This window comes from Clostridium sp. KLE 1755 (genome assembly GCF_000466465.2).
GTDB classification, from domain to species: Bacteria; Bacillota; Clostridia; order Lachnospirales; family Lachnospiraceae; genus Eisenbergiella; species Eisenbergiella porci.
This window is the reverse complement of sequence record NZ_KE992738.1, coordinates 175,975-201,141: the sequence shown is the minus strand read 5'-3', so window position 1 is coordinate 201,141 and position 25,167 is coordinate 175,975. Positions and strand designations below refer to the sequence as shown.

Genomic DNA, 25,167 nt, shown 5'->3' with positions numbered 1-25,167 from the left:
GCCGCCGATACGGCAGCCGTCCGTAATCATGGAATTCTCCACCTCTGCCTCGGAAGAAATCTTGTGGCCGGTCATACCGCTGTTCCTGCTGTATATTTTCCAGTTATCGTCAAACAGGTTGATTCCGCTGTGCTCCGGATCCAGGACCTCCATATTGGCCTCCCACAAAGAGGCGATGGTTCCCACATCCTTCCAGTATCCGCTGAAATGATAAGCATACATCTCACGGCCATCGCGCAGCAGGCTGGGAATAATGTTGTTGCCAAAGTCATTCTCCGATTCCGGATCCGCCTCATCCTCTATGAGATACCTCTTAAGCACGTCCCAGTTGAAAATATAGATACCCATGGAAGCCAGGTTTGATTTGGGATTCTTCGGTTTCTCCTGGAATTCGGTGATCTTATCGTTCTCATCCGCCACCATCAGACCGAAGCGGGAAGCCTCCTCCCAGGGCACCTCCATGACGGCCACGCTGAATTCCGCGCCCTTTTCCTTATGGAACCTCAGGAAATCACTGTAATCCTGCTTGCATATCTGATCTCCTGAAAGAATAATCACATATTCCGGATTATAGCGTTCAATAAAAGGAATGTTTTGATAAATCGCATTGGCAGTTCCCTTGTACCAGTCCGATCCGGATGCCTTCTGGTAGGGCGGCAGGACATGCACTCCGCCGTAAAGACGGTCCAAATCCCATGGCTGACCGTTTCCTATGTACTCGTTGAGCACCATGGGCTGATACTGGGTCAGGATTCCCACCGTATCAATACCGGAATTCACGCAGTTGGATAACGGGAAATCGATGATACGGTATTTTCCGCCAAAAGGAACTGCAGGTTTGGCCAGCTTCTGCGTCAGGGCATACAATCGGGAGCCCTGGCCGCCGGCAAGAAGCATCGCAATCATTTCTTTTGCCATAAATGTTTCCCCCTGTTTTCTAATTTCTTATGTTAAAATTGTACCACATAATGACAATTACCGACAGCCTTTTGTGCAATTTAAGCAAAAATTTTTAGCTGTTTTTCGACCGTACATTTACAATTCCAGCCCGGGGTGTTATTCTTTTCGTAAGAAAAGGAATTCTGCGGCGCAGAATATGGGTAAACTTACAGATGGCAATCAACAAAGCGATGCGCACCGTCCTCAAGGCGCTGTCCTACGGCGACATTAACGTACAGTCCTCCAGGGCTTTTGCCAATATCAAGGCAATCGATCCGCTGAAGCGTTTTTACAGGACCATAGACACGAAGATCTACAATGGAGACTATGAGGTTCCCACCCGCATCTATCTGCCCGGCGAAGAGCTGCCTTCCCGGAACGGAATGGAGGGGAATACCCTTCCGGTGCTCCTGTTCCTGCACGGAGGCGGCTGGATCACGGAAAGTGTGGATACCTATGACCGGGTCTGCGCGGGGCTTGCCAGGGATACGGGGCACGCGGTAGTTTCCGTAGGCTACCGGCTGGCGCCGGAATTCCGCTTCCCTGCGGGGCTTGAGGACTGCTACGCTGTGGCGCGGGCGATTTATAAGAACCGTTTTCTGCTCAATGTGGATCCGTCCCGCATCACCCTCATCGGCGACAGCGCCGGCGGCAACCTGGCGGCAGCCCTCTCCCTGATGGCCAGGGACAAGGGCGAATTCATGCCGCAGCAGCAGATCCTGATCTACCCCGCCGTAAACAGCGATTACTCGGAAGCCTCCCCTTTCCCCTCCGTGCAGGAAAACGGAACTGATTTCCTGCTTACCAGGCAGAAGCTCTGCCAGTATCTGGAATATTACCAGGGTACGGAGGCCGACCGGCTGAATCCTTATTTTGCCCCCATCCTTGCACAGGATCTGTCCCGTCAGCCCCGGACGCTAATACTTACGGCCCAGTTCGATCCCCTGCGGGATGAAGGGGAAGCCTACGGAGAACGGCTCCGGGAAGCCGGAAATGAAGTGGAAATCCACAGAATCAAGGATGCGCTGCATGGTTTTTTCGCCCTTGGCATCAAATATTACCACGTACAGGAAAGCTTCACCCTCATCAATCAATTTCTGAAGGAGAATGATAACAGTGTTTGGCAGCAAACGAGCTCATTGGAGAAAGCTGGACAATGCAGCCAAGATATTTCCGGCGACCAGCAATAAAAAAGATACGCGGGTTTTCCGCTTTTACTGTGAATTAAAGGAGCCTGTGGAAGGTAAAGCCCTGCAGGCGGCCCTGGATAAAACCATGGAAAAATATCCGGTTTTCCTGTCCGTCATGCGCAAAGGCCTGTTCTGGTATTATCTTGAGAAAAGTGAATTGAAGCCGGTGGTAAAGGAGGAATCCGAGCCGCCTTGCCTGAATCTGTATATCAGAGACAGAAAGACCCTTCTTTTTCAGGTAAATTACTATAAAACCCGGATTAATTTCGAAGTGTTCCATGCGCTCACGGACGGCACCGGCGCCATACAGTTTCTCAAGGAGCTGGTAAAAAACTATCTTCTCATCCGGCATGAGGCCGACGGCCTTCCCGACGTTTCTTTTACCGAAGAGGATATGACCCTGCAGGATCAGGAATCCGACGGCTTCGCAAAGTATTATAAGAAGCCCAAAAAAGGCTCGGGGAAAAAAGTGCATTCCTTCCAGCTGTCCGGCGCGCGGACGGGCTATGGGAGCCTGAACATTACGGAGGGGCTGGTTTCCTGCCGGGCGCTCCTTGGCAAGGCTAAGGAATACGGCGTTTCCATGACCGTCTTCCTCACCGCGGTCTTCCTATGTGCGATTCACGAGGAAATGAGCCGGCGGCAGCGCAAAAAGCCTGTCGTGCTCATGGTTCCTGTGAACCTCCGGAAATATTTCCCCTCCTCTTCCATGCTGAACTTTTTTGGATGGATCGAACCAGGCTATCTTTTCCCGGAGGAGGAATATTCCTTTGGGGATGTGGTGGAAAGCGTAAAAGCATATTTTAAGGAAGAACTGACAAAGGATCGCCTGGGCCAGCGCATGAGCAGCCTGATGAGCCTGGAGCAAAACCCGCTGCTGCGCATTGCCCCTCTGGAAATTAAAAATCTGGGGATGCAGCTGGGCGTACAGCTTGCCAAAGATGACGTAACGGCCATTTTTTCCAATCTGGGCGTGGTTTCCCTCCCCCGGGAATACGTTCCCTACATCCGCAGGTTCGGCGTATTTACCAGCACGCCGAAAATAGAGCTGAGCATGTGTTCCTTTGAGGACGACCTGGTTCTCAGCTTTGCCTCCTGCTTTCAGGATCAGAATATTGAACGGAATTTTTTCCGGATTCTCAAAGGCTTCGGCCTGGAGGCTGAACTGCTGGAGGACCGTTTCCCCGCAAAAAAAACGCCGGAATATAAAGGCCTGCGTTTTTTCCAGTGGTTTTCCTTCTCCTGCATCGCCGCTGCCTGCGCCGCGGTAATGGTGAATCTGATTTTCACGCCCTCCCTGCGCTGGTCCGTCTATGTCATCGGCGGCGCCCTGAGCATGTGGCTCGCGCTTGCCCTGGGCTTTTTCAAACGGCATAACCTGCTGAAAAACGCCGTCTGGCAGATGCTTCTCCTGCCTGCCGTATGTGTGATCTGGGATCTGTGCACAGGCTGGCACGGCTGGTCCGTTGACTATGTGCTTCCTGCGGTCTGCATGCTTATCCAGCTTTCCATGCTGATTATCACAAAGGTGCAGAAGCTGCCGGTGCAGGAATATATGATCTATTACATTTTAGCCGGCCTTATCGGCCTGCTTCCCGCCCTTCTGCTGGCGCTGGGCGCAGCGCAGGTGGTATATCTCTCCGTGCTCTGCGGCGGCATCAGCTTCCTGATGCTTACCGGCCTGCTGATCTTTAAAAGCAGGGATATGTTTACGGAATTATACAAAAAGCTGCACTTTTAGGCCTGCTCCTTCAGGCTGTTTTGTGATGGAAGGGCATATATGGCATATCCAACCGCCATGCGCACAGGGGCAAACTACTGCCGGGAAACAGAGTCCCTCCCTTCGCCCGATAAAAATAATGCCTCCGGACACCAGCTGTCCAGAGGCATTATTTTTCGTTGTAATATTTTCTCTTTTTGTATTAAAAGCACAAAATTTTATCTTTTGTTCTGTTTTCTTCCTAACATTTTCCTGAGGAAGGGTTCACCCTTCACAAAAATCTGTCCGAAGTTCTCACAGTTGTAAAAACGCTCTGTGGTCACCCATTCCGGGTACGTGTTTTCCTGCTTAACAATCAGGGAATTGTCTGTGATATCAAAGCTGAATGCGTTCATAACATAACCTCCTCCGGTACGTCTGCTTACGTTCCTTTTCAATTACAATATATAATTATATGGACTTTTCGTCCATAATCTGGTAGTCTGAAAAAAAAGGCATGTTTATGTACTATCAGTACATATTTTGAGGTTCTGGCTGCATTTACATCAAAACATGGGGGAAATTGTATGGCAATCCGGTTCTGGGAAATTTACGAAGAGACAAAAGAGAAGTATAAGCTGCGCATTTTAGCTGGAAAAAATGGGATGGACAACGTAATCGGCTGGGTGCACATGCTTGAGGATGAAACGATAATCAACCGTTTCAGCGGAGAGGAGCTGGCTGTCACCACCGGGCTGAAGGCCCGGATTGACGGCTGGCTGCTTCATCTGGTCGCTTCCATGAAAAAGGCGGAAAGCGCCGGCATCATCATCAACACGGGAATGTATCTCAAGCAGGTGCCCCGGGATGTTATCGACTGGTGCGAAGCGCACAATTTTCCCCTTCTTGAAATGCCCTGGGAAATCTCCATCACCGAGCTTACCCAGGATTACTGCATGCGCATCATGCAGCAGGTGAGGAAAGAGGAACAATACGGAATCATGTTTGAACGGCTTCTCAAGGGCAAGGATGTCCCTGATGACTTCCTGGAGGAAATCGGGATACGCTACCATCTGGACGGCACTTTCCGGCTTTTCTATATGCAGCCCCAGTATACGGCGGAGGAAAAGGTCCTGTTCCGCCAGGCCGCGCTGAAGCTGGAAAACGTGTTCGGCCTGTGGCAGAACGGGACAAAAATCCGCTACCCCTATTTTCTCATGGACGTAAAGGAATACTACGTCCTGGCCGTCAATGATTTCCCGGAGGAATCCGTGGCGGAACTGACCTCGCAGATCCGGACCATTTTTTCCTATTTCTTTGAAAGAAAGCAGCTTTGCCTGGGAATTGGCCCGGAATGCCACGGCATACGGAACCTGAGCCGTGCGCTGGGCCGCGCGCGTATTGCGGCCCAGATGGCTTTCCGCATGGAAAAGGATGTGGTTGACTTTGATCAGATGGGCTTTTTCGGCATCCTCTTTTCCTCCGACGATCCGGAGATTTTAAAGGACTATGCCGACAGGCTGCTTGGCCCCCTGGAGGAATATGACAGGCTTCATCATTCCGGCAGCGGCGAAACCATCGGCTATGTGGAAACCCTGCGCAGCTATATCGCAAATGACCGCAGCCTGATCGGGGTTTCCAGGGACACCTACACCCACCGCAACACGGTAAATTACCGGATCCAGAACATAAAAAGGCTTCTGGACAATGAGCTGAAAACTACTGCCGATCTTTTTCCCTATCAGGTTGCTTTTTGTATCCGGGATATGAAATTATAGCGTACGGATCACTTTGCAGGGATTTCCAACGGCCAGGCTCCTGGGCGGTATGTCCTTTGTGACAACACTGCCCGCTCCGATTACGCTGTCCGCTCCGATTGTTACGCCCGGCAGTATAATGGCCCCGGTGCAAATCCAGACGTTGTCGCCAATCGTAACCGGATGTGTGTATTCCAGCCCGGCCACCCGCTGCTCTACATCCATTGCGTGCTCTTCCGTTACAATGCACACATCCGGCGCGATAAATACGTTGTCGCCAATCGTAATCTTACCGCTGTCCATAAGCTTACCGTTTACATTCATGAAAAAATTTTTGCCTACTGTAGTATTGTAGCCATATGTACAAAAAAGCGGCTGCTCCACGACACAGTTTTCCCCCGCTTTGCCCAGCAGGCCGCGTATGGCTTCCTGCCGCGCCTCAAGATCCAGCGGATGCAGATTGTTGTACTCGTACAGCTTTTTTACAGTCACTGCACGGTCAGCCACAAGCTCGGGGTCGCCGGGCTGATATAACAGGCCTGCATATAATTTTTCTTTTTCCGTCATTTTGCTCCTATCCGCGCTTAACCGCGCCTGTAGATTATTTTGCCTGAAGGTTGGGCGATTGAAGCGTACTTCTTTCTATACCTTCCTATTATAAATATTTGGCAGCTGCGCTTTCAGTATACTACAGATGCTTCATGAATGGCAGGGCCATCCATGGAGATGTGCTGTCCTGAACAGTTGTAATATGCTTTTCTATTTTCTGCGCACCGGAATCCACAGCTCGCAGAACAGTCCCGGTTCCCCGTTTTCATAGTAAACCTCGTAATCTGTAGCGTCTACGGCCTCATAGCCCATCTGCGGTACAAATTCCTTATAGAATTTACCCCACATTTCACTGATGCTGCTGCCGTCCTCACCGAAGCACTTGAAAACCACATAGGTCTGCGGCTCCTCTTCCCATATCTGGTACCCGGCTGCGGTCAGACTGCTTTCCTCCCAGGCACCGGTATCCTCGTCCAGAGCAATGCCGATTCCGTAACGGAAGGTTGTTTCATTTTCCTTTTTGGGGCTGCACAGGCCGTAAAGATCCTTTTTCCCCTCCGGGCGCAGGCTCCTCAGGGGTTCCACCAGTTTTTTTACGTAGCATTCCGTCCAGAAATCAGGTATCTCATGATTTTCCTCATCATTGATAATTTCATTGCTGAACTCCCTGACCAGCGCAATAAATTTTTGCGACTTCATTTCTTCCATTCTGTAATCCATAACCAAACCGCCTTCCAATGTTATTTTTATAACCAGCGGATTAAACAGACGAAGCTGCGTTCCCTTTATCCTTGCCATTTTCGGCGATACTCCATGGAACCTGGTAAAGGCCTTGGAAAAGCTTTCCGGCGAATCATAACCATATTTATAGGCGGCATCAATAACCTTTTGCCCCGTGGCAAGCAAGTCCTGTCCTGCCAGCGACAGCCTGCGGTTCCGAATATATTCGTTGGCTGTCATACCCGCCATGAAGCTGAAGGTCCGGTGGAAATTATAGCCCGACATGTTAACCTGCCGGCTCATTTTCCAGCCAGTTTTCCCGGGTAATGCGCTCCGTCAGGACACGGCGCACCTTTGCTACAAAAACCTGCATATCCCCTTCACACAGATAGGGATATTCACGATCCAGGTCTTCGTGAGGCTCTCTGTAAAAACCTGTAATATAAATTCTGCGTCTGTCAAAAGCATCCCCGGCGAATTCCTCCATAAAACAGTTCTGAAAACCAACCGCATTTTCATACTCCAGGAACGGTTGGAAATCAGGGTGGTTTCTGATAAAAAGATGGTCCAGATCGTACCAGTCCTTTTTGAAGGTCCATATGGCTTCCATCCTGTCCCTGTCGTAAAGTTCCCGGTGCTTTTCTATCGTCGGATATACCACTTCATCGCGCCACAGCTCATCCGTAAGCAGGTGCACATAGTATCCGAGGAAAAAGGATTTCGCCTTTTCTCCATAGGCAGCCCATTTTTCCCCGGTCATATATTTATTCAGGAATTTAGGGATATCAATTTCTCCGTCCGTTTTAAAATGCGAGGTATTGGTATCCGGTGTGAAAACCGACCAGTCCTCATTGGGCACGCCACTGTCCGGAGCGATATTACCCACAATAAACTCCTGCCGTTCCAGCCTGGGAAATACTTCAAGCATCTGTTCCGCAACTCTTAAATGAACCATCCATGTTGCCATTATTTTTCTCCTCCTGTTTTTATGGTAATCATTCCGCTGCCGGGTCTTCCACGATTCCTATAAATATAGGAAGATCCGTTTCCTTATCTACAATGGCATAAAGGAAGGGACGGTCCAGAATCACATTTTCAGTCACTGTATATGCTCCCCCGGCCTCCATTTCCACTACCGTGGCCGCCCCGGCTTTTGTCCCCAGCTCGTCCACTTCAATATACGTCTTATGAAGTATGCGGCTGATGCTGATGTTCCCGCCTTCACAGCTGCCGATTCCTGAAAAATCAGCAAGACCGGAATCAAAGGCCAGCGGCATTCCCATTCCTGCCAGGGTATCCGACAGCTCCAGGCTCGATTCTCCCTTAAATTTGGGAAGCGCGGTTTCCACTGCCGCTTCTACAGGGCTGGTAAACATATTCCGCAGAGCTTCCCCATCCAGCTGCCTGATATATTCCTGCAAAGTCCATCCTTGCTCCGGGAGAATCGCTGCAAAATAGTATCCTGATGCATAGGGCCTGCAAAAACCAACAGCGTGTTCTCCCTTCAAAAATACGGATTCCATGGAATACATCATGGGAACCTCGCTTTCGCTGCCGTCCTCCCGCGTGAAAGTCCCTTTCCCCACCTGACTGGATTGATAGGGTTTTTCCCATTTTGCATCGAATGCCGCAGCATTTACAAGATACATGATGGCTTCCCTGGGAATTCTGTCAAGGATGTCCTTTACCATTCCGTCCGTATTCTGTTCCACCCATTGATTCAGCGCCTTGCAGGCGGCTTCATCGAAGGGAGCGCCATAAACTGACGCCCCGGATTCCAACGCATTTCGTTTCAGGAACTCAGCATCCGGCTGAAACTGTTCATTTTCCGTGTTGATCCAGACCGAATTGGCCAGCTTCATTTCGGCGCCGTCCGCACTTGGCAGGCCTTCCGCCCAGGAAAGCAGCTGTTTTCTCCCTTGCTCCGGCTCCATTCCCGGATACATGGTCATGCCCATCTGCTCCAATGTCCCTGATCCTGCCCCAATTCGCGTCATTTCCAGCGCCTGAAGGACGGAAATGGGTGAAATCATGAGATTGCGCGTTCCATCAGCCTGCGCGGTGTCGGCAGCTTCTCCGCTGGATTATGCCTCGATGGTTTCTGCCTCGTTGTTTTGTATCTCGTTGGTTTGTACCTCACTGTTTACGGCATCCCTGAGCAGCCCAAGAGAAAATTCACAGTAAGCCCGGGCGAAATCTTCTCCGATCTCTACTGTTTCATTTTTTTTGCTTCCGCTGCGGTATTCCTTTGTCAAATCCATGGTTGATGCAGGCAGCTGTGAGGCTTTGCCGCAGGCGGGAACTGCCGCTGCAACAAGGGACAGCAGCAAAAGGAGAACCGGCAGTCTTTGTGTTCCGGAACATTTGATATGTTTTTTCAGTAGAAATGTTTTTTTATGGTTTGCTGGAGATTTTCTTTTCATCATTCCTCCCATCTGCGCATAAATGCGCGGGTGTTTCTTGTTATGTACTCATCCGGCCGGGCTGTATTACTATTTTAAAGAAAGGCGCATTATCCGATTAGCCGGAAAATCCGTCCTGAATTCTTCTCTTTTTTATTTTACCATAAACAAACTTTTTTGCATTTTTTATTGGGAATATTAATACAAAATTAAAAGAATCATAAGTTGTGCTAAGCTTTTGCCTCCATCGACGGCAAGTGTTCCACAAACCGTCTGTACATCCTGTAAAAATGAGCCCTATTGGAAAATCCGCAGGCTTCGGCCGCCTGCCGGATACTGCAGTTTTCCGGCAGAGGCGCCGCGCTGTTTTTTCAGGTAACATCGCGGCCTGCCGTCAGCTCCGACAGCTGATCCAGAACGCTTTTTCCGCCGTTCAGTGTTATGCTACCCACCTTATCGCAGATTTTTTCCAGATACTCCATTTCCTTCAGGCGCATCAGCGTCCTGTTCTCTTCCATCAGCTTCGCCGTGTTCAGAAGGCTCCTTGTGGATGCCACCTCCTCCCGGCGCATAATGACGTTGGCCTGGGCCTTTTTCTCCGCTACCAGGACGGTGTTCATGATTTCACGGATTTCTCCCGGGAGGATGATGTCCTTGATGCCTGCATTTACGATTTCCACGCAGTATTCCTCTTGTCCCGCCTTCATTTTTTCCAGAATAACAGCAGACAGCTCTTCTTTCTGATTGAGCAGTTCATCCAGACGGAAACGGCCTACCTGTTCCCTGAGCAGCAGCTGGGCCCTGGTGTAGAGGAGGCCTGATACGCCATCCACCTTTTCCACCAGTTTTTCCGGATTGGTGATCCGGTAGTTTACCACCAGGTTCAGGCGTATGCCCACCTTGTCGGCGGTAAGGATTTCCTGTCCTGAAATATCCAGCTGCTGGATTTTCATATTGAAAATCTTGCAGGTTACTTCCCGTCCGTAATTCCAGAAATAATAGGTGCCCGTGGCCAGCCTTTTTTCGTAGTGCATATCAAAATACAACAGACCTGTTTCCCCATCCTTGATGGTGATTTTTTTATAGAATTTTACGGGCATCAGGTCCATATAGATGCGGGGAAGGGTGTCTTCCATGCAGGGCTGGGTGATATCCACCAGTTTGAATTCGTTTTTTTCATAAACGTTCCAGAACAGGGTTTCCGCCTTTGTAAGCACTTCCTTGTATGCCCCGTTGACAAAACGGATGGCAATGCATTCGTCCGGCACAGCGGCTTTTACCACGCGTGCAGAAAACTCCTTATCCTGCATGAGGATATTCTCCGGAATGCCGCAGGTTTTTACCTCCCCGCTCATTGGTACGATTTGTACGTCATAGCCAAGGGCTTTGGGATATGTATATTTACCGGCAGCCAGAAGGCGCAGAAACTTTCCGTTTCGGCAAAGATAGCCGGCTTCCTGTTCTTTGATAATATAGTGTGTCATAGCAGCACTTCCTTTCCATATTTATTTGCTGCCAGGCAGCGATTTCACAACAAATCAGATACTTGGACTGATATTGGATTTTTGCTGCAGGCCACATGATTTTTTCTTTTTTGAAAAAAGATATCTGCCCCGTCCCATCCCTTTTGTGCGGGTCCTTCCTTCAGTTTCTCCGGAACAAGGCGATCGTAAGTCCGGCGGCGCCGGCCCGTATATCGCCTCAGACAGAGGCGGGAAATCAAAGGTGCTGATTCCCGGCGCTGCTCCCAAAAAAAACGGTATCCGAAGGGACGCTGGCTCAAAAGGGACTGCCTTTTTCGGAAAATCCGGCCGGTACCTGCCGTTTTGCCGGCATTTCCTTCCTTTTTTCCCGGGCCGGAACGGGACAGTTCTCTTTTCCGGTTGGTTGAAACATTGATAAGATGTTTCTGAATGATTGCTATACCAGCTTAGCTACGTGACGAAGCACGGTGGGATTCGAACCCACGACACATCATGTCTTTTAGCGTATCCGTTTTTTGCGGATATCATCTATGCCCACTGCCCGGCATGCCATCCTGTCAGAGACAAACGGCACCGTTGAGGCGCGCTGCAGCGTCCGGTTTTCCCGGATACGCTGCGGCAGGCGAACCTCAGGCAGTTTCAGCCTTTCACTACTCCTATGGTTTTCAGCCGTTTTACCGGCACCACCAGATCGGTCTGGTTATCCATGACCTCTTCAATATTTTTATAGGCGAAGCGACTTTCCTCGGCCACGTCGCTCTTGTTCTTTTTTCCAAGAATCACGCCTGTTTTCTGCAGATCCAGAATTACCTCCTCGCAAGTGAAAGCCTGCATGGCGCCCTTTCTGGAATACTGGCGGCCTGCTCCATGGGAGGAAGAACAGAAGCTGTCGGGATTTCCTTTTCCCATCACCACATAGCTGTAGCTCCCCATGGCCCCGGGAATCACCGCCAGCTCACCGTTTCCGGCCCGCACGGCACCCTTGCGGTGCACCCACACATTTTTTCCAAAATGGTTTTCCAGCGCCGCATAATTATGGTGGCAGTTAATATCACCGGCAAATTCCAGCTGCAGATCGGTATATTTCCCAATCCATTTTTCCAGAATCGCCTTCACGGCCAGAAGCATTTTCTCCCGGTTTTCCCTGGCAAAATCCATGGACAGCTGCATCCAGTGCAGATACTGCTTCCCTTCCTTCGTATCCACTGGCAGAAAAGCCAGCCGGTACTCATCGGGCACCTCGCTGTACCATCTCCGGTTCAGTTCCCGAGCCTTAGTATGGAAGTAATCGCACACGGATTTTCCGAAATGACGGCTTCCTGAATGAAGCATCACTGCCAGATAGCCATTATCATCCTCCTGAAGCTCAATAAAATGATTTCCGCCTCCCAGCGTCCCTATCTGGAAATATCCCGCCTCCAGCTGTCCCAGAAGCTCGGCGTCCTCCTCATATTTTTCCATCTCCTCAAAGGCCATATCCAGGGTATAGCACGGCATTACAGTCTTATGATGACCAAAGCCCACTGGAATATTGCGCATAATATCTCCGATAATCGCCTGCAGCAAGCTCCCGTTTCCGGTCATTACCCCGCGGATATCCTCCACCTTAATGTTCGTTTCCGTATAAGCCATGCCGCAGCCGATATCAACGCCCACCGCATTGGGAATCACCACATCCTCCGCCGCAATCACACCGCCGATTGGCATCCCCATCCCGGTATGCGTATCCGGCATCAGGCTCACCCACTTATGTAAAAACGGAAGTCTTGAGAGATGATACGCCTGCTCCATGCACCCCTTTTCCAAATCGCTTTCCTCTTTCAGCCAAACCTTTACCGGAACCTTCATGTTATCAGGTTCATACATAACAAACATATCTTCATCCCCTTTCCAATTCTTTTTGTGTTTGTATAGGTATCTCGGTTACATGCTCATTTTATGGGTTTTGGAAATTTTTATCATTTAAAAAAAGTTGCGAGGATCGTATAATTTGAATATAGTCGGTATCCTGGATGCAGCCAGGACACAGGAACCGGACAGCAGTGCATAGATTCGGCATTTTGAAAAATATACCCGACACAGGAGCTTTGCCATGAGCGAATTTCAGGAATTAATTAAGAATTTTGATAAAATAAGGGATTATATGCGCCAGTTCTATGTTTATGGGTTTAAGGTGCGCAGTGACTTTGATGCGAAGAGCGCCAGAACCTATGATAATGAAAGGCGGCGGGTGGAAAGCTGGCTGGGGGAGTATACAAAGGCCGGGTTTACGGGGAAGGGAAAGCATGTATATATCAGCGTGGATGGGAAATCGGTGGCCGGGAACCCTCTGTTTGCCGCGTGGAAATCCAAAAGCTTTACGGATAATGATTTGCTGCTGCATTTTTTTATCCTGGATCTTTTCATGGAGCACAGAGAGGGGCTGTCGGCGGGGGAGGTCTGTGATGAAATTTCAGAGGTTTATGGTTGTGTGTTCGACAGCCAGACGGTGCGGCTGAAGCTTCGGGAATATGAGAAGCTGGGGCTGCTCGTTTCTGAGAAAAAGGGAAAGGCGCTGGTCTACTCCACGGCAGACGGTTTTCTGGAAGGGCCGGAGGACTCTGGTATCCGGGAACGCCTGCTGGATGCGGTGAAATTTTTTCAGGAGGCCGCGCCCTTTGGCTTTGTGGGAAGCACGCTGTTAGATCAGGCCGGGGAGGAGAATTGTTATTTCCAGTGGAAGCATCACTTTATTGTACATACGCTGGAGGACGGGGTTCTGGCGGAGGCGCTGTCCGGAATCCGGGAGCGGCGGCGGATTTGCATGGAGGTTAAGGGCAGCCGCAGCGGACGGATGTCTTCCCTGGAGGGCGTGCCGCTGAAGATTTTTGTCAGCACACGGACCGGAAGGCGGTATTTATGCGTTTACCAGGAGATGGGGCGGCGTTTTAACAATGTGCGCCTGGATTGTATTGTGAAGCTGCGCCTGTTGGAGGCATGTCCGTACTATGAGGAGCTGGCTGAAAAGCTGGCGCGGAATCTGGCGCATTGCTGGGGTGTTTCCTTCGGCGGCAGCAATTCCCGGCTGGAGGAGGTCGTAATCAAGCTGTGGATTGATGAAAAAAAGGAGCCTTACATTATAAACCGGCTGACCAGAGAGGGCCGGGGCGGTGAGGTTCTGAGGATACGGGAAAATGAATATCTTTACAGCGGCGCTTTTTTTGATACCAATGAAATGCTTTCGTGGGTGAAAACATTTACCGGAAGAATTCTGGATATACAGGGCAGCAGTCAGGCATCCATAGATAAAATTACGGTTGACTGGGAACGGATGTACCGGATGTACTGCAGCGGGGATGGCCTGGGGCCTTCTGAGGAGGAAGAAAAGGACGAAGACTGCTGAGAGGACGCGGGCGTACCAGAAAGCCATAGTACGGGAACGCGCTGCGTTTACAGGATTGCCGCAGTTTGAAATGTAAGGCGCTGCGGAATGCGGAAGGGAATTGCAATGGAATTATTTCATGAAATATACAGCTGTTATTTTGATGTGGTGCGGCGGATTCTGGCGGAGGCGCAGAATACGCCTGTTTCCGCAAAAAGGATGGAAGAAATCGCTTTGTCGCATGGCTTTCAGGAGACGGCTCTTGCCATTCTGCCAAAGCTGACCTCAGGCGCCTGGCCGTTGCTTGAGGAAGCTGGGGAAAAGGAGTATCGTTCCAGGCTTTCCCAGGCTCCCCGGACGCCGTTAAGCAGCCTGCAGAAGTCGTGGCTGAAGGCGCTTCTCCGGGATCGGCGAATCCGGCTGTTTCTTACGGATGAGGATATCGCCAGGCTGACCCGGGAGCTTTCCCAGGTACAGCCGCTGTACAATGATGGGGATTTTCATTATTATGATCGGTACACGGACGGGGATCCTGTGGAATCGGAGGTGTACCGGGCACATTTTCAGACAGCGCTTTGTGCGCTGCGGGAGGGGAGAATCCTTCTGGTCACCTATGAAGGAAAGGAGGGGCAGACGCGCAGCTTTGAAGCGGCGCCTTATCAGATACAGTATTCTTCCAAGGATGATAAGTTCCGCCTCTGTTGCCTGAAGTACAGCCGCGGCACCTTTCGTATCAACACGCTTCTGAATTTTGCAAAAATCAGGGAATGCCGGCTTTCCTCCGAACATGTCCCGGATTCTGTCACCGGATACAGATTCCAGCCGGTGAGCCGGGCTGCGGAGCCTGTGCTGCTGCAAATCAGCGGCGAACGTAACTCTCTGGAACGGTGCATGCTCCATTTTGCCAGCTATGAAAAGCATACGGAATATGATGAGGAAAACGGCTGCTGGCTCTGCTCGATCTATTATGATTCGGCGGATGAAACCGAGCTTTTGATTGATGTGCTTTCTTTCGGGCCCGTGGTAAAGGTACTGGGGCCGGAATCCTTTCTGGCGCAGGTGAAGGAACGGGTGAAGAAGCAGCATGAGCTGCTTTACAGGATGGAGCTTTGAGATTTTCCTGCTTTACCGCCCTTTATCAGCTGCAGGAAGCATACCACGCTGATAAAAAGAATCGCCGCACAAATCCACGGCCTTGCCAGCGCCCCGCCCAGGCCTGCCGCGTCGATAAGAAGGAACACGGTTATGTTCCCTATCCCATGGAATATCATGGGCGCCAGCAGGGTTCCCGTATGTTCCATCGTCCATGCAAGCACGGTTCCCAGAAATGCTGCATAGATACCCTGCACCAGATTCCCGTGATAAATTCCAAATATCAGGCCGGAAAAAACCATGGCCGCCGGAGCCCCGAAGATATCTCTGGCTTTTCCATAAATGATGCCCCGGAAAACCAGCTCCTCGGAAAAAGGCGCTGCCAGGCCGTAAAGCACTATCCCCAGCCAAAGCGGCACATCGGCCTGGGCCCGGGATACCTCCCGGAACGTTTCGGAAAACCGATCCAGCTGCAGAAATGCCATAAGGATATTCAACCCCAGCGCCAGCGCCGCCGCCATGATAAAAAACGGCAGTATTTCTTTCCGATCCGTCCGTTTTGCGGGCCGAAAATGAAGAAACGGCTTCCATAGCGCAAAACAGGCCACCCCTCCGGTGAGAATCATAATCAGGTTTGCAAGCCCCCCGGTCAGACCTGAATTCAGCATTTCTTCCGCATTTTCCCCGCCGCCGATAAGTGCTCCTGCCAACAGCAGGCCTGCCATTTTCCCCGCTTCATACACAAGCAGCGCCCCCAATACGGAAAAAAGCGCTCTATACACCGTATTTTTATCTGCACGGCCTTTTATATTCTTTTCCGTCTCTTTCTTTCCGCCGATTCTCATATCCGCTCCTGTCAGCTCACATTTTTCCTTCTAATAAAAATAAGCCCAAATCCTCTACATTCTCCGCGATATACTCCGCCCCGGCCGCCTCCAGCTCGCCTTCCCCGGCATAACCATAGGCGGCTCCTATCGGATGAAGGCCGAACTCCAGAGCTCCTGAAATGTCGAATTTCCGATCCCCCACCATGGCGATGCTTTCATATGGAACATTTTCGTCCGGAAACAAACGTCCCAACGCCTCCGAAACCACTTCTTCCTTCCGACTGCGCGTGCCGTCCAGCTCACTTCCCACCACTACCTTAAAGCAATCGCCGATATCAAAAAAATTCAGAATCCGGTTGACAAAAACCTCCGGCTTGCTGGAGGCCACAGCCAGCACACAGCCGGCTTCATTCAGTCGTTTTAACAGCTCCTTCATGCCCGGATAAAGAGTATTTTCAAAAATCCCCTGATCCTTAAAGCGTTCCCTGTATTTTTGCACTGCAAAATCCGCCTGTTCCTCATTCAATCCGTAAAATTCCTGAAAGCTGTCCTTCAGCGGCGGACCGATAAAAGGCTCCAGCTTATCCGCATCCGGCTCGTCTATCCCGAGAGCCTTCAGCGCATACTGTACGCTGCCGGTAATTCCTTCCTTCGGATCACTCAGCGTTCCGTCCAAATCAAACAAAATATACGTGTACCTGCTTTTTTCTCCGTTCATTTCTTACTCCTCCTGACTGCGCCCTACCCAAGCAGTATCCGTCCCAGCTCTTCCACGCTGTGCGCCAGATATTCCGCCCCGGCTTCTTCCAGCTCCCCTTCCGGCGCATATCCATAAGTAACGCCGATTTGATGAAGCCCGTATTCTTTTCCGCCAACAATGTCAAATTTCCTATCGCCTACCATAACAATATCATCGAATGGGACCTTACCGTCCGGGAAAAAACGATGCAGTGCTTCCTCCACCACTTCCTCTTTTTTGCTCCGCGTTCCATCCGGCTCGCTTCCCACGGTAACTTCAAAACAATCCCCGATAGCAAAATACCGGAGGATCTCTGTCACCGAAACCTCCAGCTTGCTGGAGGCCACAGCCAGATGACAGCCCGACTCCTTCAGCCGGTTCAGCAGCTCCTTCATCCCCGGATACAAAATATTTTCATAAATCCCCTTTGCACAAAAACGTTCCCTGTACTTTTTTACCGCAAACTCCGTCTGCTCTTCATTCAGATTGTAATATTCCTGAAAGCTGTCTCGCAGCGGAGGCCCGATAAACGGCTCCAGCCTGTCCAAATCAGGCTCTTCAATACCAAGCGCACGCAGCGCATACTGCACGCTGCCGGTGATTCCCGCCTTCGGATCGCTGACAGTTCCGTCCAGATCAAATAAAATATAAGAAAACAATGCCAATCCTCCTTGTTTTGCGGAGCAAAATGCGAGCTACATGCGAGCAGAGGATTTTCCTCCTTGTTTTGCGGAGCAAAATGCGAGCTACATGCGAGCAGAGGATTTTCCTCCTTGTTTTGCGGAGCAAAATGTGAACTCTGTGCGAGCAGAGGATTTTCCTCCATATCTTTTTCCCACTATAGCAAAGTTCGGTACGGAAGTCAAAAATCTTTATTGAACCTTTTTAAATGAAGCAGGAACTGTTCAGCTGCAATAAAAATACAATATTTGGGATAATTGCACAATTTTTATCCTTTATTTTTGTACGCTATTTTCTTGACTCCTGTACGGTGAAATGCTATTCTATAAGTCCGTCCATAAATAAAAAATGACGGTTCTGATAAATTCAGACAGTGATGCTGTGCTCCAAGCAGCCTCTCATTGTTCTTTATACAGGGAGCTATCCCCGTTTCTTAATCGGTACCTTCTGGAGAAGGAAATACCGGAAAAATTTCTTTTTTGTTCCTGTTATGTTTTTAATTCGTATACATTATTATGTGTTCTGACTTAGCGCACTATTGTGGTATTCTCCCGATGCCGCCGAACTGCCGGTGATGGCCTGCCACATTTTTGCCCATTTTACGGCCACATTGGACTAATGCCTGTCGGAAACACTGCAATGTATACCACCGGAAAGGGGTGACTTTTTTACATGATCGAAGTGTCGCATATCACCAAGACCTACCGTGTTGCCAAGCGCGACGCGGGCTTTATCAACGCTTTTCACAGCCTGTTCCACCGTGAATATGAGGAAATCAGGGCGCTGGACGATGTTTCCTTTACGATTCAGGACGGAGAGATGGTTGGCTACATAGGGCCCAACGGCGCCGGGAAAAGTTCCACAATCAAAATCCTCAGCGGAATTCTGACTCCGGATAGCGGGACCTGCGTCATAAACGGCCGGATTCCCTGGGAAAACCGAATCCGGCATGTGGCGGATATCGGCGTGGTTTTCGGACAGCGCTCCCAGCTGTGGTGGGACGTGCCTGTGGCCGATTCCTTTGAGCTTTTAAAGGATATTTACCGCATTGACGATGCCGTTTACCGGAAAAACAGGGAGGAGCTGACGGAGCTGTTAAATCTGTCCGAGCTTCTGCGCACGCCTACCAGGCAGCTTTCCCTGGGCCAGCGGATGCGCTGTGAAATCGCGGCCTCTCTCCTGCATTCTCCAAGGCTTCTTTTTCTGGACGAGCCGACAATCGGGCTGGACGCCGTTTCCAAGCTGGCTGTCAGGGATTTTATCAGGCGTCTTAACGCAGAGCATCATACCACGGTGATTCTCACCACCCACGATATGCAGGACATCGAAGCGCTGGCAAGCAGGATTCTGCTTATCGGGAAAGGCAGGATCCTTATGGACGGCACGCTGGACGATATCCGCCGGGGCGGTGAAAGCATTGACGAAACCGTGGCCTCCCTGTATCAGCAGTATGATATTTAGGAGGGCGGCCATGAAAAAATATCTTTCTTTTTTCCGCCTGCGTTTTAATACGGGACTGCAGTACCGGGCGGCGGCGTTGGCCGGGATCGTCACACAGTTTTTCTGGGGAGTTATGGAAATCCTTACCTTCCGTGCTTTTTATGATTCGGATCCCTCTTCCTTTCCCATGACCCTTCAGGCCACAAGCTCCTATATCTGGATGCAGCAGGCATTTCTGGCGCTGTTTATGGCCTGGCTCATGGAAGGGGAAATTTTCGAATCCATTAAAAACGGGAATATTTCCTATGAATTATGCAGGCCCTTTGGAATCTATAATATGTGGTTTTCCAGAAGCCTGGCGACAAGGCTGTCACGCGCCGTACTTCGCTGTTTTCCCATTCTTCTTGTTGCGGTTTTCATCCCGTCTCCCTACGGGCTTGGCGCGCCGGCAAATCCGGCCTGCTTCCTTGTGTTCCTCCTGACACTGGCGCTGGGGCTTTTGAATGTGGTGGCCTTTTGCATGATCATTTATATGCTCTCGTTTTTTACCATTTCGCCGGATGGCATACGGCTTGTTTCACTGTCTATGGTGGAGTTTTTCCAGGGGGCAATCATTCCGCTTCCTTTCTTTCCCGATGCGGTGAGGAAGGTGATGGAACTGCTGCCCTTTGCCGCCATGCAGAATGTAGCTCTGCGGGTATACAGCGGGGATTTGGCAGGGGCGGCCTTGCAAAGGGCTGTTTTTCTGCAGATTTTCTGGTTTTTCGCCATGCTGGCATGCGGTAAGGCACTGGAATACAGGGCAATGAAAAAGATCGTGGTGCAGGGAGGGTGAGCGTATGAATATGGCAATTCCTAAAAATCAAAATGGGCCGGACGGGAAACTGTTTGAAGGGCTGATTAAAAGACTGACCGGCAGCCTGCATTTATATAAGCAGTATTTTATGATACAGCTCAAAAGCACCATGCAGTATAAAACCTCCTTTTTCCTGACTGCCCTGGGGCAGTTTCTGGCATCCTTTAATGTGTTTCTGGGCATGTATTTTATGTTCCAAAGATTCCGGAACGTAAGGGCCTACGGCTATGGCGAGGTGCTGCTGTGCTGCGGTATCCTTCTGATGGAATTTTCCCTGGCGGAGACATTTGCAAGAGGGTTTGACCAGTTTTCCTCCATTATTGGGAATGGAACCTTCGACCGGATTATGGTGCGTCCCCGCAGTTCGGTGCTTCAGGTGCTGGGACAGCGCATTGAGTTTACGCGGCTGGGGCGTATGGTACAGGCTGTGATTATTTTTGCTTACAGTCTTTCTGTGGGTACGGTTGACTGGAGCTTTTCCAGAATCGTGGTCCTTATTTTTATGCTCCTGGGAGGAACCGCTCTGTTTGCGGGAATTTTCCTGATATATGCGGCTATTTGCTTTTTCACGCTGGAAGGGCTGGAATTTATGAATGTGCTCACGGACGGGGCAAGAGAATATGGGAAATATCCTTTTGATATTTATGGGAAGAAGATTCTTCTGTTCGCAACCTTTGTGGTTCCTTATGCCTGTGTGCAGTATTATCCGCTGCTTTTCGTGCTGGGGCGGGGAAAATGGTGGTATGGGCTGCTGCCGGGGGCGGGGGTGGTGTTTCTGCTGCCGTGTTATCTGCTTTGGCGGGTGGGAGTGAGGCATTATAAGTCTACGGGGTCGTAAATCGGAGCCGGCTGAATAGATTAATTTTTTGCTTCCGTTTCTGCCATAAGCACATGTGCAATCTCATATTAGCTACTATGACAAGAAGGACCGAACTCCACGGAATAGTGTAGTCCTGTCCTTCTCTTTGCATGTTTTGTTCCATAATTATTTATAAAAGTGTGATGAGACACACATAAAACATTATAAAAATGTGATTGCATGTTGTGTTCCCTGGTTGAATTGCATATTTTTCCCTGTAAAATCTATCTGACAAATATGGGTCTCCTCCGCCATCTGGTGAATCCGGAACCTACAGCCTTTGGCGAAGGTAACTGCCTGTTCATCAAGTTCAAGGGCGCATTCATCGTGAACTTTGTGCTTCAAACCCGGGTAACCCAGTTTGAAGTGGTTCTCCGATAATGGATGCAGAAGAATTAAGTTCTGGTCACTTCCTATTATCTGCACAGCAAAACAGCAACATCATTCACATTCGTCCCGGTAGCCCCGGTCATTATCAGTCCGTCCACCAGCTTAAGCGCATGATAGGAGTCGTTGTTCTTCAGCACCTGATCCACATCCACCCCCAGCTGTTCCAGTTGGCCTACCGTGCTTCCGTCCACAATTCCCCCGGCCGCGTCGGTGGGGCCGTCGGTTCCGTCTGAGCCTAAGGAGAACAAAAGGGCATCCTCCCTGCCGCTCAGCTGCCTGGCTGCGCTCAGGGCAAGCTCCTGGTTCCTGCCGCCCAGGCCTTTTCCGATCACCTTCACAACAGTCTCGCCTCCCGCAATGACGGCAAAGGGCTTTTCATAATCCGAGGAGGCATAGGAAGCAATCCACCTTCCGGCGGCTTTGGCTTCGCACTGCATGGAGGCTGTCAGTATGTAGGGGTGGTAGCCAAGCTCTTTTGCATGCTCTGCTGCCGCCCGGCAAAGATCCTTTACACTTCCCACCACATGGTTTTCGATTTGGATGTCCCGGCAGGGCTGGCTGTTTAGCAGAATATCTTCCACCTTCTTTTCCAGCTGCAGATGATATTTTTCTATAATCTTCTTTACCTCCTCCGCTGTGGAATCGTCGGGATAGGTCAGGCCTGAGGCTATCATATCATCATTATCCCCGATAATATCGGAAAGGATGATGGAATATGCCTTTGCCTTTTTCAGGTATCTGGCGAATTTGCCGCCCTTCATGGCGGACAGCTTTTTGCGCAGCACATTGATTTCCGTAATCCCTGCGCCGCAGAAAAGCAGCTGCCTGGTTACCTCCTGAATGTCGGCAAGGGTGAGTCCCGGCATGGGAAGCTCCACCAGGGAGGAACCGCCTCCTGAAAGAAGGAGAAGCACCGTGTCCTCCTGCGTCGCCTCCTTTACCAGCTCCACAGCCTTCCCGGCGCCCAGAACGGAATTTTCATCTGGCGTGGGATGCCCCGCTTCTATGATTTCAAATTTGTCCAGCGCACCTCTGGAATGTTCATATTTTGTTATAATAATTCCCTTTTCCAGCCGGTCAGCCAGAAAAACAGAGGCCGTTTTGGCCATAACCCATGCGGCCTTCCCGATGGCGACCACGTAAACCTTCCCGGTAAAGTCCAGCTTTTGGAGAGAATCCCGGACCGCCTTGTCGGGCAGGCAATCGGCTATTGTTTTTTGTATAATCTGAAAAGCATCCTCACGCATACCATTTTCCTCGCAGCAAAATTTTTATGGGCCTGACCGGATAATCAGCGCCTGATGGATTCTCCGGTCATCTTCTCGTAGTATTTAACAAGTGCACTATGATCCTTTCCTCCAAATCCATCCGCCGCAAGCTGCTGCATCATCTCCATCACCTGTGCGGTGAGCGGCAGTCCCATTCCCACACCGTGCCCGGTTTCCAATGCATTATTCAAATCCTTGATATGCAAATCGATTTTAAAGCCCGGTTTATCATTGCCGTCAAGCATCATAGGTACCTTGGCGTCCATAACGGTAGAACCGGCCAGCCCACCCCGGATGGCGTCAAAAACAAGCTCCGGATCCACGCCGGCCTTCTTGGATAAAGTAAAGGCTTCCGCACAGGCTGCAATATTAAGGGCCACCACAATCTGGTTGGCCAGCTTCGTTGTATTACCCGCGCCCAGATCTCCGCAGTATACGGCACTGCTTCCCATGCACAGAAGCACCTCCTTCACTTTGTCATAAATCTCTTTCTTTCCGCCCACCATGATGGAAAGCGTCCCGTCAACAGCCTTTGGCTCCCCGCCGGAAACAGGGGCATCCAGCATCTCGATATTCTTAGCAGCCAGGGCCGCGCCGATTTCTTTTGATGCCAGGGGGGCGATAGAGCTCATGTCCACAAAAATACAGCCCTCGTCCATGGCGTCCGCGATACCGTTTTCTCCGAGAACCACCTGCTTTACCTGCGGGGAATTGGGCAGCATGGTGATTACCAGCTCTCTGCCGGAAGCCGCCTGCGCGGCACTTTCGCATTTCACTGCGCCGGCTTTGGCAGCTTCACCGGCCGCTTCTTCTACAATATCATATATCGTACACTCATGCCCTGCCTTTAATAAATTTTTGCACATGGGTTTTCCCATGATTCCCAATCCGATAAATCCTATTTTCATTCTCCGGTTCCTCTTCTTTAAGTCTGAATCATTTTGCGACAGCCAGCACAGTAAATATGCAAAACTGCCGATTCGTTTTTCTCACATATTCACCACATGTATCGGCCGGCCGTCAAGATAGGCCTTCATGTTTTCCACGGTGATATCCATCAATCTTTGCCTGGCTTCCCTGGGAGCCCAGGCAATATGAGGCGTTATTATCATATTGGGGGCCTTCAGCAGCGGATTATCCGCAGCAGCCGGTTCCCGGGAAATCACGTCCACAGCAGCGCCTCCCACCTTGCCGCTTTCCAGGGCTTCCTTCAAATCCGCTTCATTAATCAGCGGTCCCCTGGCCGTATTGATCAGGAAAACGCCGTCCTTCATCCTGGCAATGGACTGTTTGTTGATCATTCCGGTATTTTTCTCAGACAACGGACAGTGCAGGGATATGACATCCGCCTGCCGGTACAGCTCTTCCAAATCCACGCTTCTGATTCCATCCGTTAAGAGCTCTCCCGGAATTTCATGGTGGCTGTACGCCAGCACCTTCATCCCAAAGGCAAGCGCCATACGTGCAACGGTCCGTCCCACATTGCCAAAGCCGATAATGCCCATTGTTTTTCCGGCAAGCTCTGTCAGCGGATACTTCCAGAAGCAGAAATCAGGGCAGCTGCCCCATTCCCCATTTTTTACCGCCTGGGAATGGGCGCCCACATGATGGCACAGCTCCAGCAGAAGCGCCATGGTAAACTGAGCCACGGAAGCCGTACCGTAGGCCGGTACGTTGGATACCACGATTCCCCTGTCGGAGGCGGCCTTTATATCCACAATATTCACTCCGGTTGCCAGAACTCCGATGAATTTCAACGCCGGGCATTTCTCCATGATTTCCGCGGAAATTATGGTCTTGTTGGTAAACACGGCTTCTGCGCCCTGCATACGCTGTGCTGTCAAATCGGCCGGCGTCCTGTCGTAAACCGTAAGATCCCCGCAGGCCCTCAGCCCATCCCAGCTTAAATCACCGGGATTTTCCGTAAATCCGTCTAATATCACTATCTTCATACCTGTTTTCATTCCGGTTCATCCTCCAGCAGCGCCCATGCTCTCTTGATCACCCTTTTTGTATTTGCCAGCACGATATCCGCATCCTCCTCCGGCCTTGGGGAAACCTCCATGGACAGCGCCATCGGCTCTTCCTTCCTGAAAAAGCCCTCCTGCCTTAAAACCCGGAAAAAGTCAAGCAGCTCCATCGTGTCATTGGCGCTGTTAGGATAGCCGAAACGGGGGTGTTTATCCCCATAGGCATCACAGCCGGGCTGCATCACCGCGTTTCCTATATGAAGATGGGTGATATAGGGGCGCAGGGTCTGTATCACAAACCGGCTCGTTTCATAGGTGGTGGGAAAATGGGACAAATCCACAAGCAGTCCGAAATTCGGGCATTTTGTCCTCACATCCGCGGCAAACCTTGCCGCCAGCGGCGCAGGGCCTATCAGCGCTGCTTTATCACAGTCATAATCAAACACCTCAAGGTTCACATACATTCCTTTGCTTTTGGCATACTCACACAAATGAATCGTGGTTTTCAAAAGCTGTCCATAGGCCTGCTCTTTTGTTTCCTCCTGCCATTTTCCTGCCAAGAAGGCTATCCCTTCAGCCCCCAGATAAGCGGCCTCATCGATTCCTTCAAGCAGCGTTTCCTCCGCCCTTTTTCGTCCTTCTTCGTCGATATCATTGGGGTTTAAGCCGGTGGAAAGCAGCCTGGGCTGCGCGCCGTAGCAAACCTTCATATGGGACTGGGAAAGCAGGTGCTTCACCCGTTCCCTGAGCTTATCGTCCTTGATCTGCGTCAGCTCAATACAGCTGAAAAAATCATCCCTGAGAACCTTAAGCAGCGAGTCCTCATAGCTTCCGAAGGACTGTCCGTACATGGCGGGCGGATAACTCATCCACAAAATGGTTCCCACCTGAAAATAAGCTTCTATATTTTCTTTCATCATATACCTCCTGTATATCGCAGGAAC

The 25,167-nt window shown here is 50.6% G+C and carries 23 protein-coding genes and 1 pseudogene; 8 read left to right on the top strand and 16 right to left on the bottom strand.

The genetic code is table 11. The features are described from left to right. A partial coding sequence (locus HMPREF1548_RS20040) for a glucose-1-phosphate adenylyltransferase (protein ID WP_021638337.1) occupies window positions 1-918 on the bottom strand: 918 nt, incomplete at its 3' end. Between the two features lie 194 nt (window positions 919-1,112). Between HMPREF1548_RS20040 and HMPREF1548_RS20035 the strand changes: the two genes are divergently transcribed. Next, the gene (locus HMPREF1548_RS20035) at window positions 1,113-2,129 is read left to right on the top strand and encodes an alpha/beta hydrolase (protein WP_021638336.1); all 1,017 of its coding nucleotides are present in this window, start codon (window positions 1,113-1,115) and stop codon (window positions 2,127-2,129) included. Then, window positions 2,047-3,870 carry a DUF6320 domain-containing protein gene (locus HMPREF1548_RS20030; protein ID WP_330406260.1) on the top strand — a complete coding sequence of 608 codons (1,824 nt, stop codon included), beginning with the start codon at window positions 2,047-2,049 and terminating at the stop codon, window positions 3,868-3,870. Before HMPREF1548_RS20035 ends, HMPREF1548_RS20030 begins: the two co-directional genes overlap by 83 nt. A gap of 197 nt (window positions 3,871-4,067) precedes the next feature. On the opposite strand, the gene HMPREF1548_RS29630 is transcribed toward HMPREF1548_RS20030, so the two are convergent. After that, on the bottom strand, window positions 4,068-4,244 hold the full coding sequence (locus HMPREF1548_RS29630) for a hypothetical protein (protein ID WP_021638333.1): 177 nt from the start codon (window positions 4,242-4,244) through the stop codon (window positions 4,068-4,070). 171 nt (window positions 4,245-4,415) lie between these two features. Here HMPREF1548_RS29630 and HMPREF1548_RS20025 point away from each other — a divergent pair, with 171 nt between their 5' ends. Beyond that, window positions 4,416-5,606: a PucR family transcriptional regulator gene (locus HMPREF1548_RS20025; protein ID WP_021638332.1), complete on the top strand. Its 1,191-nt coding sequence runs from the start codon at window positions 4,416-4,418 to the stop codon at window positions 5,604-5,606. Here HMPREF1548_RS20025 and HMPREF1548_RS20020 read toward each other — a convergent pair. From HMPREF1548_RS20020 to HMPREF1548_RS19980, 7 genes and pseudogenes are all read right to left on the bottom strand, one after another. Beyond that, window positions 5,601-6,152 (bottom strand): sugar O-acetyltransferase, encoded by a 552-nt coding sequence (locus HMPREF1548_RS20020; protein ID WP_021638331.1) that lies wholly within the window; start codon window positions 6,150-6,152, stop codon window positions 5,601-5,603. The genes HMPREF1548_RS20025 and HMPREF1548_RS20020 overlap by 6 nt on opposite strands. A gap of 192 nt (window positions 6,153-6,344) precedes the next feature. Continuing rightward, a complete protein-coding gene (locus HMPREF1548_RS20015) occupies window positions 6,345-7,157 on the bottom strand; it encodes an AraC family transcriptional regulator (protein WP_021638330.1) in 813 nt (270 codons plus the stop codon). Beyond that, window positions 7,141-7,821 (bottom strand): zinc dependent phospholipase C family protein, encoded by a 681-nt coding sequence (locus tag HMPREF1548_RS20010; protein WP_021638329.1) that lies wholly within the window; start codon window positions 7,819-7,821, stop codon window positions 7,141-7,143. Before HMPREF1548_RS20010 ends, HMPREF1548_RS20015 begins: the two co-directional genes overlap by 17 nt. Window positions 7,822-7,849: 28 nt before the next feature. Beyond that, window positions 7,850-8,902 (bottom strand): annotated as a pseudogene (locus tag HMPREF1548_RS20005) (serpin family protein); the annotation flags it as partial. A gap of 36 nt (window positions 8,903-8,938) precedes the next feature. Then, entirely contained in the window at window positions 8,939-9,277 is a 339-nt protein-coding gene (locus HMPREF1548_RS20000; protein WP_035323017.1) for a hypothetical protein, read from the bottom strand. Between the two features lie 350 nt (window positions 9,278-9,627). Next, entirely contained in the window at window positions 9,628-10,740 is a 1,113-nt protein-coding gene (locus HMPREF1548_RS19990; RefSeq protein WP_021638324.1) for a slipin family protein, read from the bottom strand. Window positions 10,741-11,379: 639 nt separating this feature from the next. Then, the gene (locus HMPREF1548_RS19980; protein ID WP_021638322.1) at window positions 11,380-12,615 is read right to left on the bottom strand and encodes an RtcB family protein; all 1,236 of its coding nucleotides are present in this window, start codon (window positions 12,613-12,615) and stop codon (window positions 11,380-11,382) included. A gap of 217 nt (window positions 12,616-12,832) precedes the next feature. Here HMPREF1548_RS19980 and HMPREF1548_RS19975 point away from each other — a divergent pair, with 217 nt between their 5' ends. Further along, window positions 12,833-14,122, top strand: coding sequence for a WYL domain-containing protein (locus HMPREF1548_RS19975; RefSeq protein ID WP_021638319.1), 1,290 nt, complete (start codon window positions 12,833-12,835; stop codon window positions 14,120-14,122). A gap of 105 nt (window positions 14,123-14,227) precedes the next feature. After that, window positions 14,228-15,214, top strand: a complete 987-nt coding sequence (locus HMPREF1548_RS19970) for a WYL domain-containing protein (RefSeq protein ID WP_035323108.1) — start codon at window positions 14,228-14,230, stop codon at window positions 15,212-15,214. On the opposite strand, the gene HMPREF1548_RS19965 is transcribed toward HMPREF1548_RS19970, so the two are convergent. The 3 genes from HMPREF1548_RS19965 to HMPREF1548_RS19955 are packed head-to-tail and all read right to left on the bottom strand — an operon-like array spanning window position 15,196 to window position 17,418. Further along, window positions 15,196-16,038, bottom strand: a complete 843-nt coding sequence (locus HMPREF1548_RS19965) for a CPBP family intramembrane glutamic endopeptidase (protein ID WP_021638317.1) — start codon at window positions 16,036-16,038, stop codon at window positions 15,196-15,198. The genes HMPREF1548_RS19970 and HMPREF1548_RS19965 overlap by 19 nt on opposite strands. A gap of 16 nt (window positions 16,039-16,054) precedes the next feature. Beyond that, window positions 16,055-16,738, bottom strand: coding sequence for an HAD hydrolase-like protein (locus HMPREF1548_RS19960; RefSeq protein WP_021638316.1), 684 nt, complete (start codon window positions 16,736-16,738; stop codon window positions 16,055-16,057). A 23-nt stretch (window positions 16,739-16,761) separates the two neighbouring features. After that, a complete protein-coding gene (locus HMPREF1548_RS19955; protein WP_035323016.1) occupies window positions 16,762-17,418 on the bottom strand; it encodes an HAD hydrolase-like protein in 657 nt (218 codons plus the stop codon). Between the two features lie 694 nt (window positions 17,419-18,112). Here HMPREF1548_RS19955 and HMPREF1548_RS19950 point away from each other — a divergent pair. Genes HMPREF1548_RS19950 through HMPREF1548_RS19940 form a run of 3 tightly spaced genes read left to right on the top strand, consistent with a single transcriptional unit; the run spans window position 18,113 to window position 20,574 of the window. After that, entirely contained in the window at window positions 18,113-18,901 is a 789-nt protein-coding gene (locus tag HMPREF1548_RS19950) for an ABC transporter ATP-binding protein (RefSeq protein WP_021638311.1), read from the top strand. Between the two features lie 10 nt (window positions 18,902-18,911). Beyond that, a complete protein-coding gene (locus HMPREF1548_RS19945; RefSeq protein ID WP_035323015.1) occupies window positions 18,912-19,715 on the top strand; it encodes an ABC transporter permease in 804 nt (267 codons plus the stop codon). Between the two features lie 4 nt (window positions 19,716-19,719). After that, a complete protein-coding gene (locus HMPREF1548_RS19940; protein ID WP_021638309.1) occupies window positions 19,720-20,574 on the top strand; it encodes an ABC transporter permease in 855 nt (284 codons plus the stop codon). A gap of 437 nt (window positions 20,575-21,011) precedes the next feature. Here the strand turns inward: HMPREF1548_RS19940 and HMPREF1548_RS19930 are convergent, their stop codons facing one another. From HMPREF1548_RS19930 to HMPREF1548_RS19915, 4 genes are all read right to left on the bottom strand, one after another. Beyond that, complete coding sequence (locus tag HMPREF1548_RS19930; RefSeq protein ID WP_021638306.1) at window positions 21,012-22,232, bottom strand: glycerate kinase type-2 family protein; 1,221 nt, start codon at window positions 22,230-22,232, stop codon at window positions 21,012-21,014. A 44-nt stretch (window positions 22,233-22,276) separates the two neighbouring features. Beyond that, window positions 22,277-23,161 (bottom strand): 2-hydroxy-3-oxopropionate reductase, encoded by an 885-nt coding sequence (garR, locus tag HMPREF1548_RS19925; protein ID WP_021638305.1) that lies wholly within the window; start codon window positions 23,159-23,161, stop codon window positions 22,277-22,279. 81 nt (window positions 23,162-23,242) lie between these two features. After that, complete coding sequence (locus HMPREF1548_RS19920; RefSeq protein ID WP_025488857.1) at window positions 23,243-24,205, bottom strand: D-2-hydroxyacid dehydrogenase; 963 nt, start codon at window positions 24,203-24,205, stop codon at window positions 23,243-23,245. Between the two features lie 8 nt (window positions 24,206-24,213). Then, window positions 24,214-25,140, bottom strand: a complete 927-nt coding sequence (locus HMPREF1548_RS19915; RefSeq protein ID WP_035323013.1) for a sugar phosphate isomerase/epimerase family protein — start codon at window positions 25,138-25,140, stop codon at window positions 24,214-24,216. Window positions 25,141-25,167 lie beyond the last annotated feature (27 nt).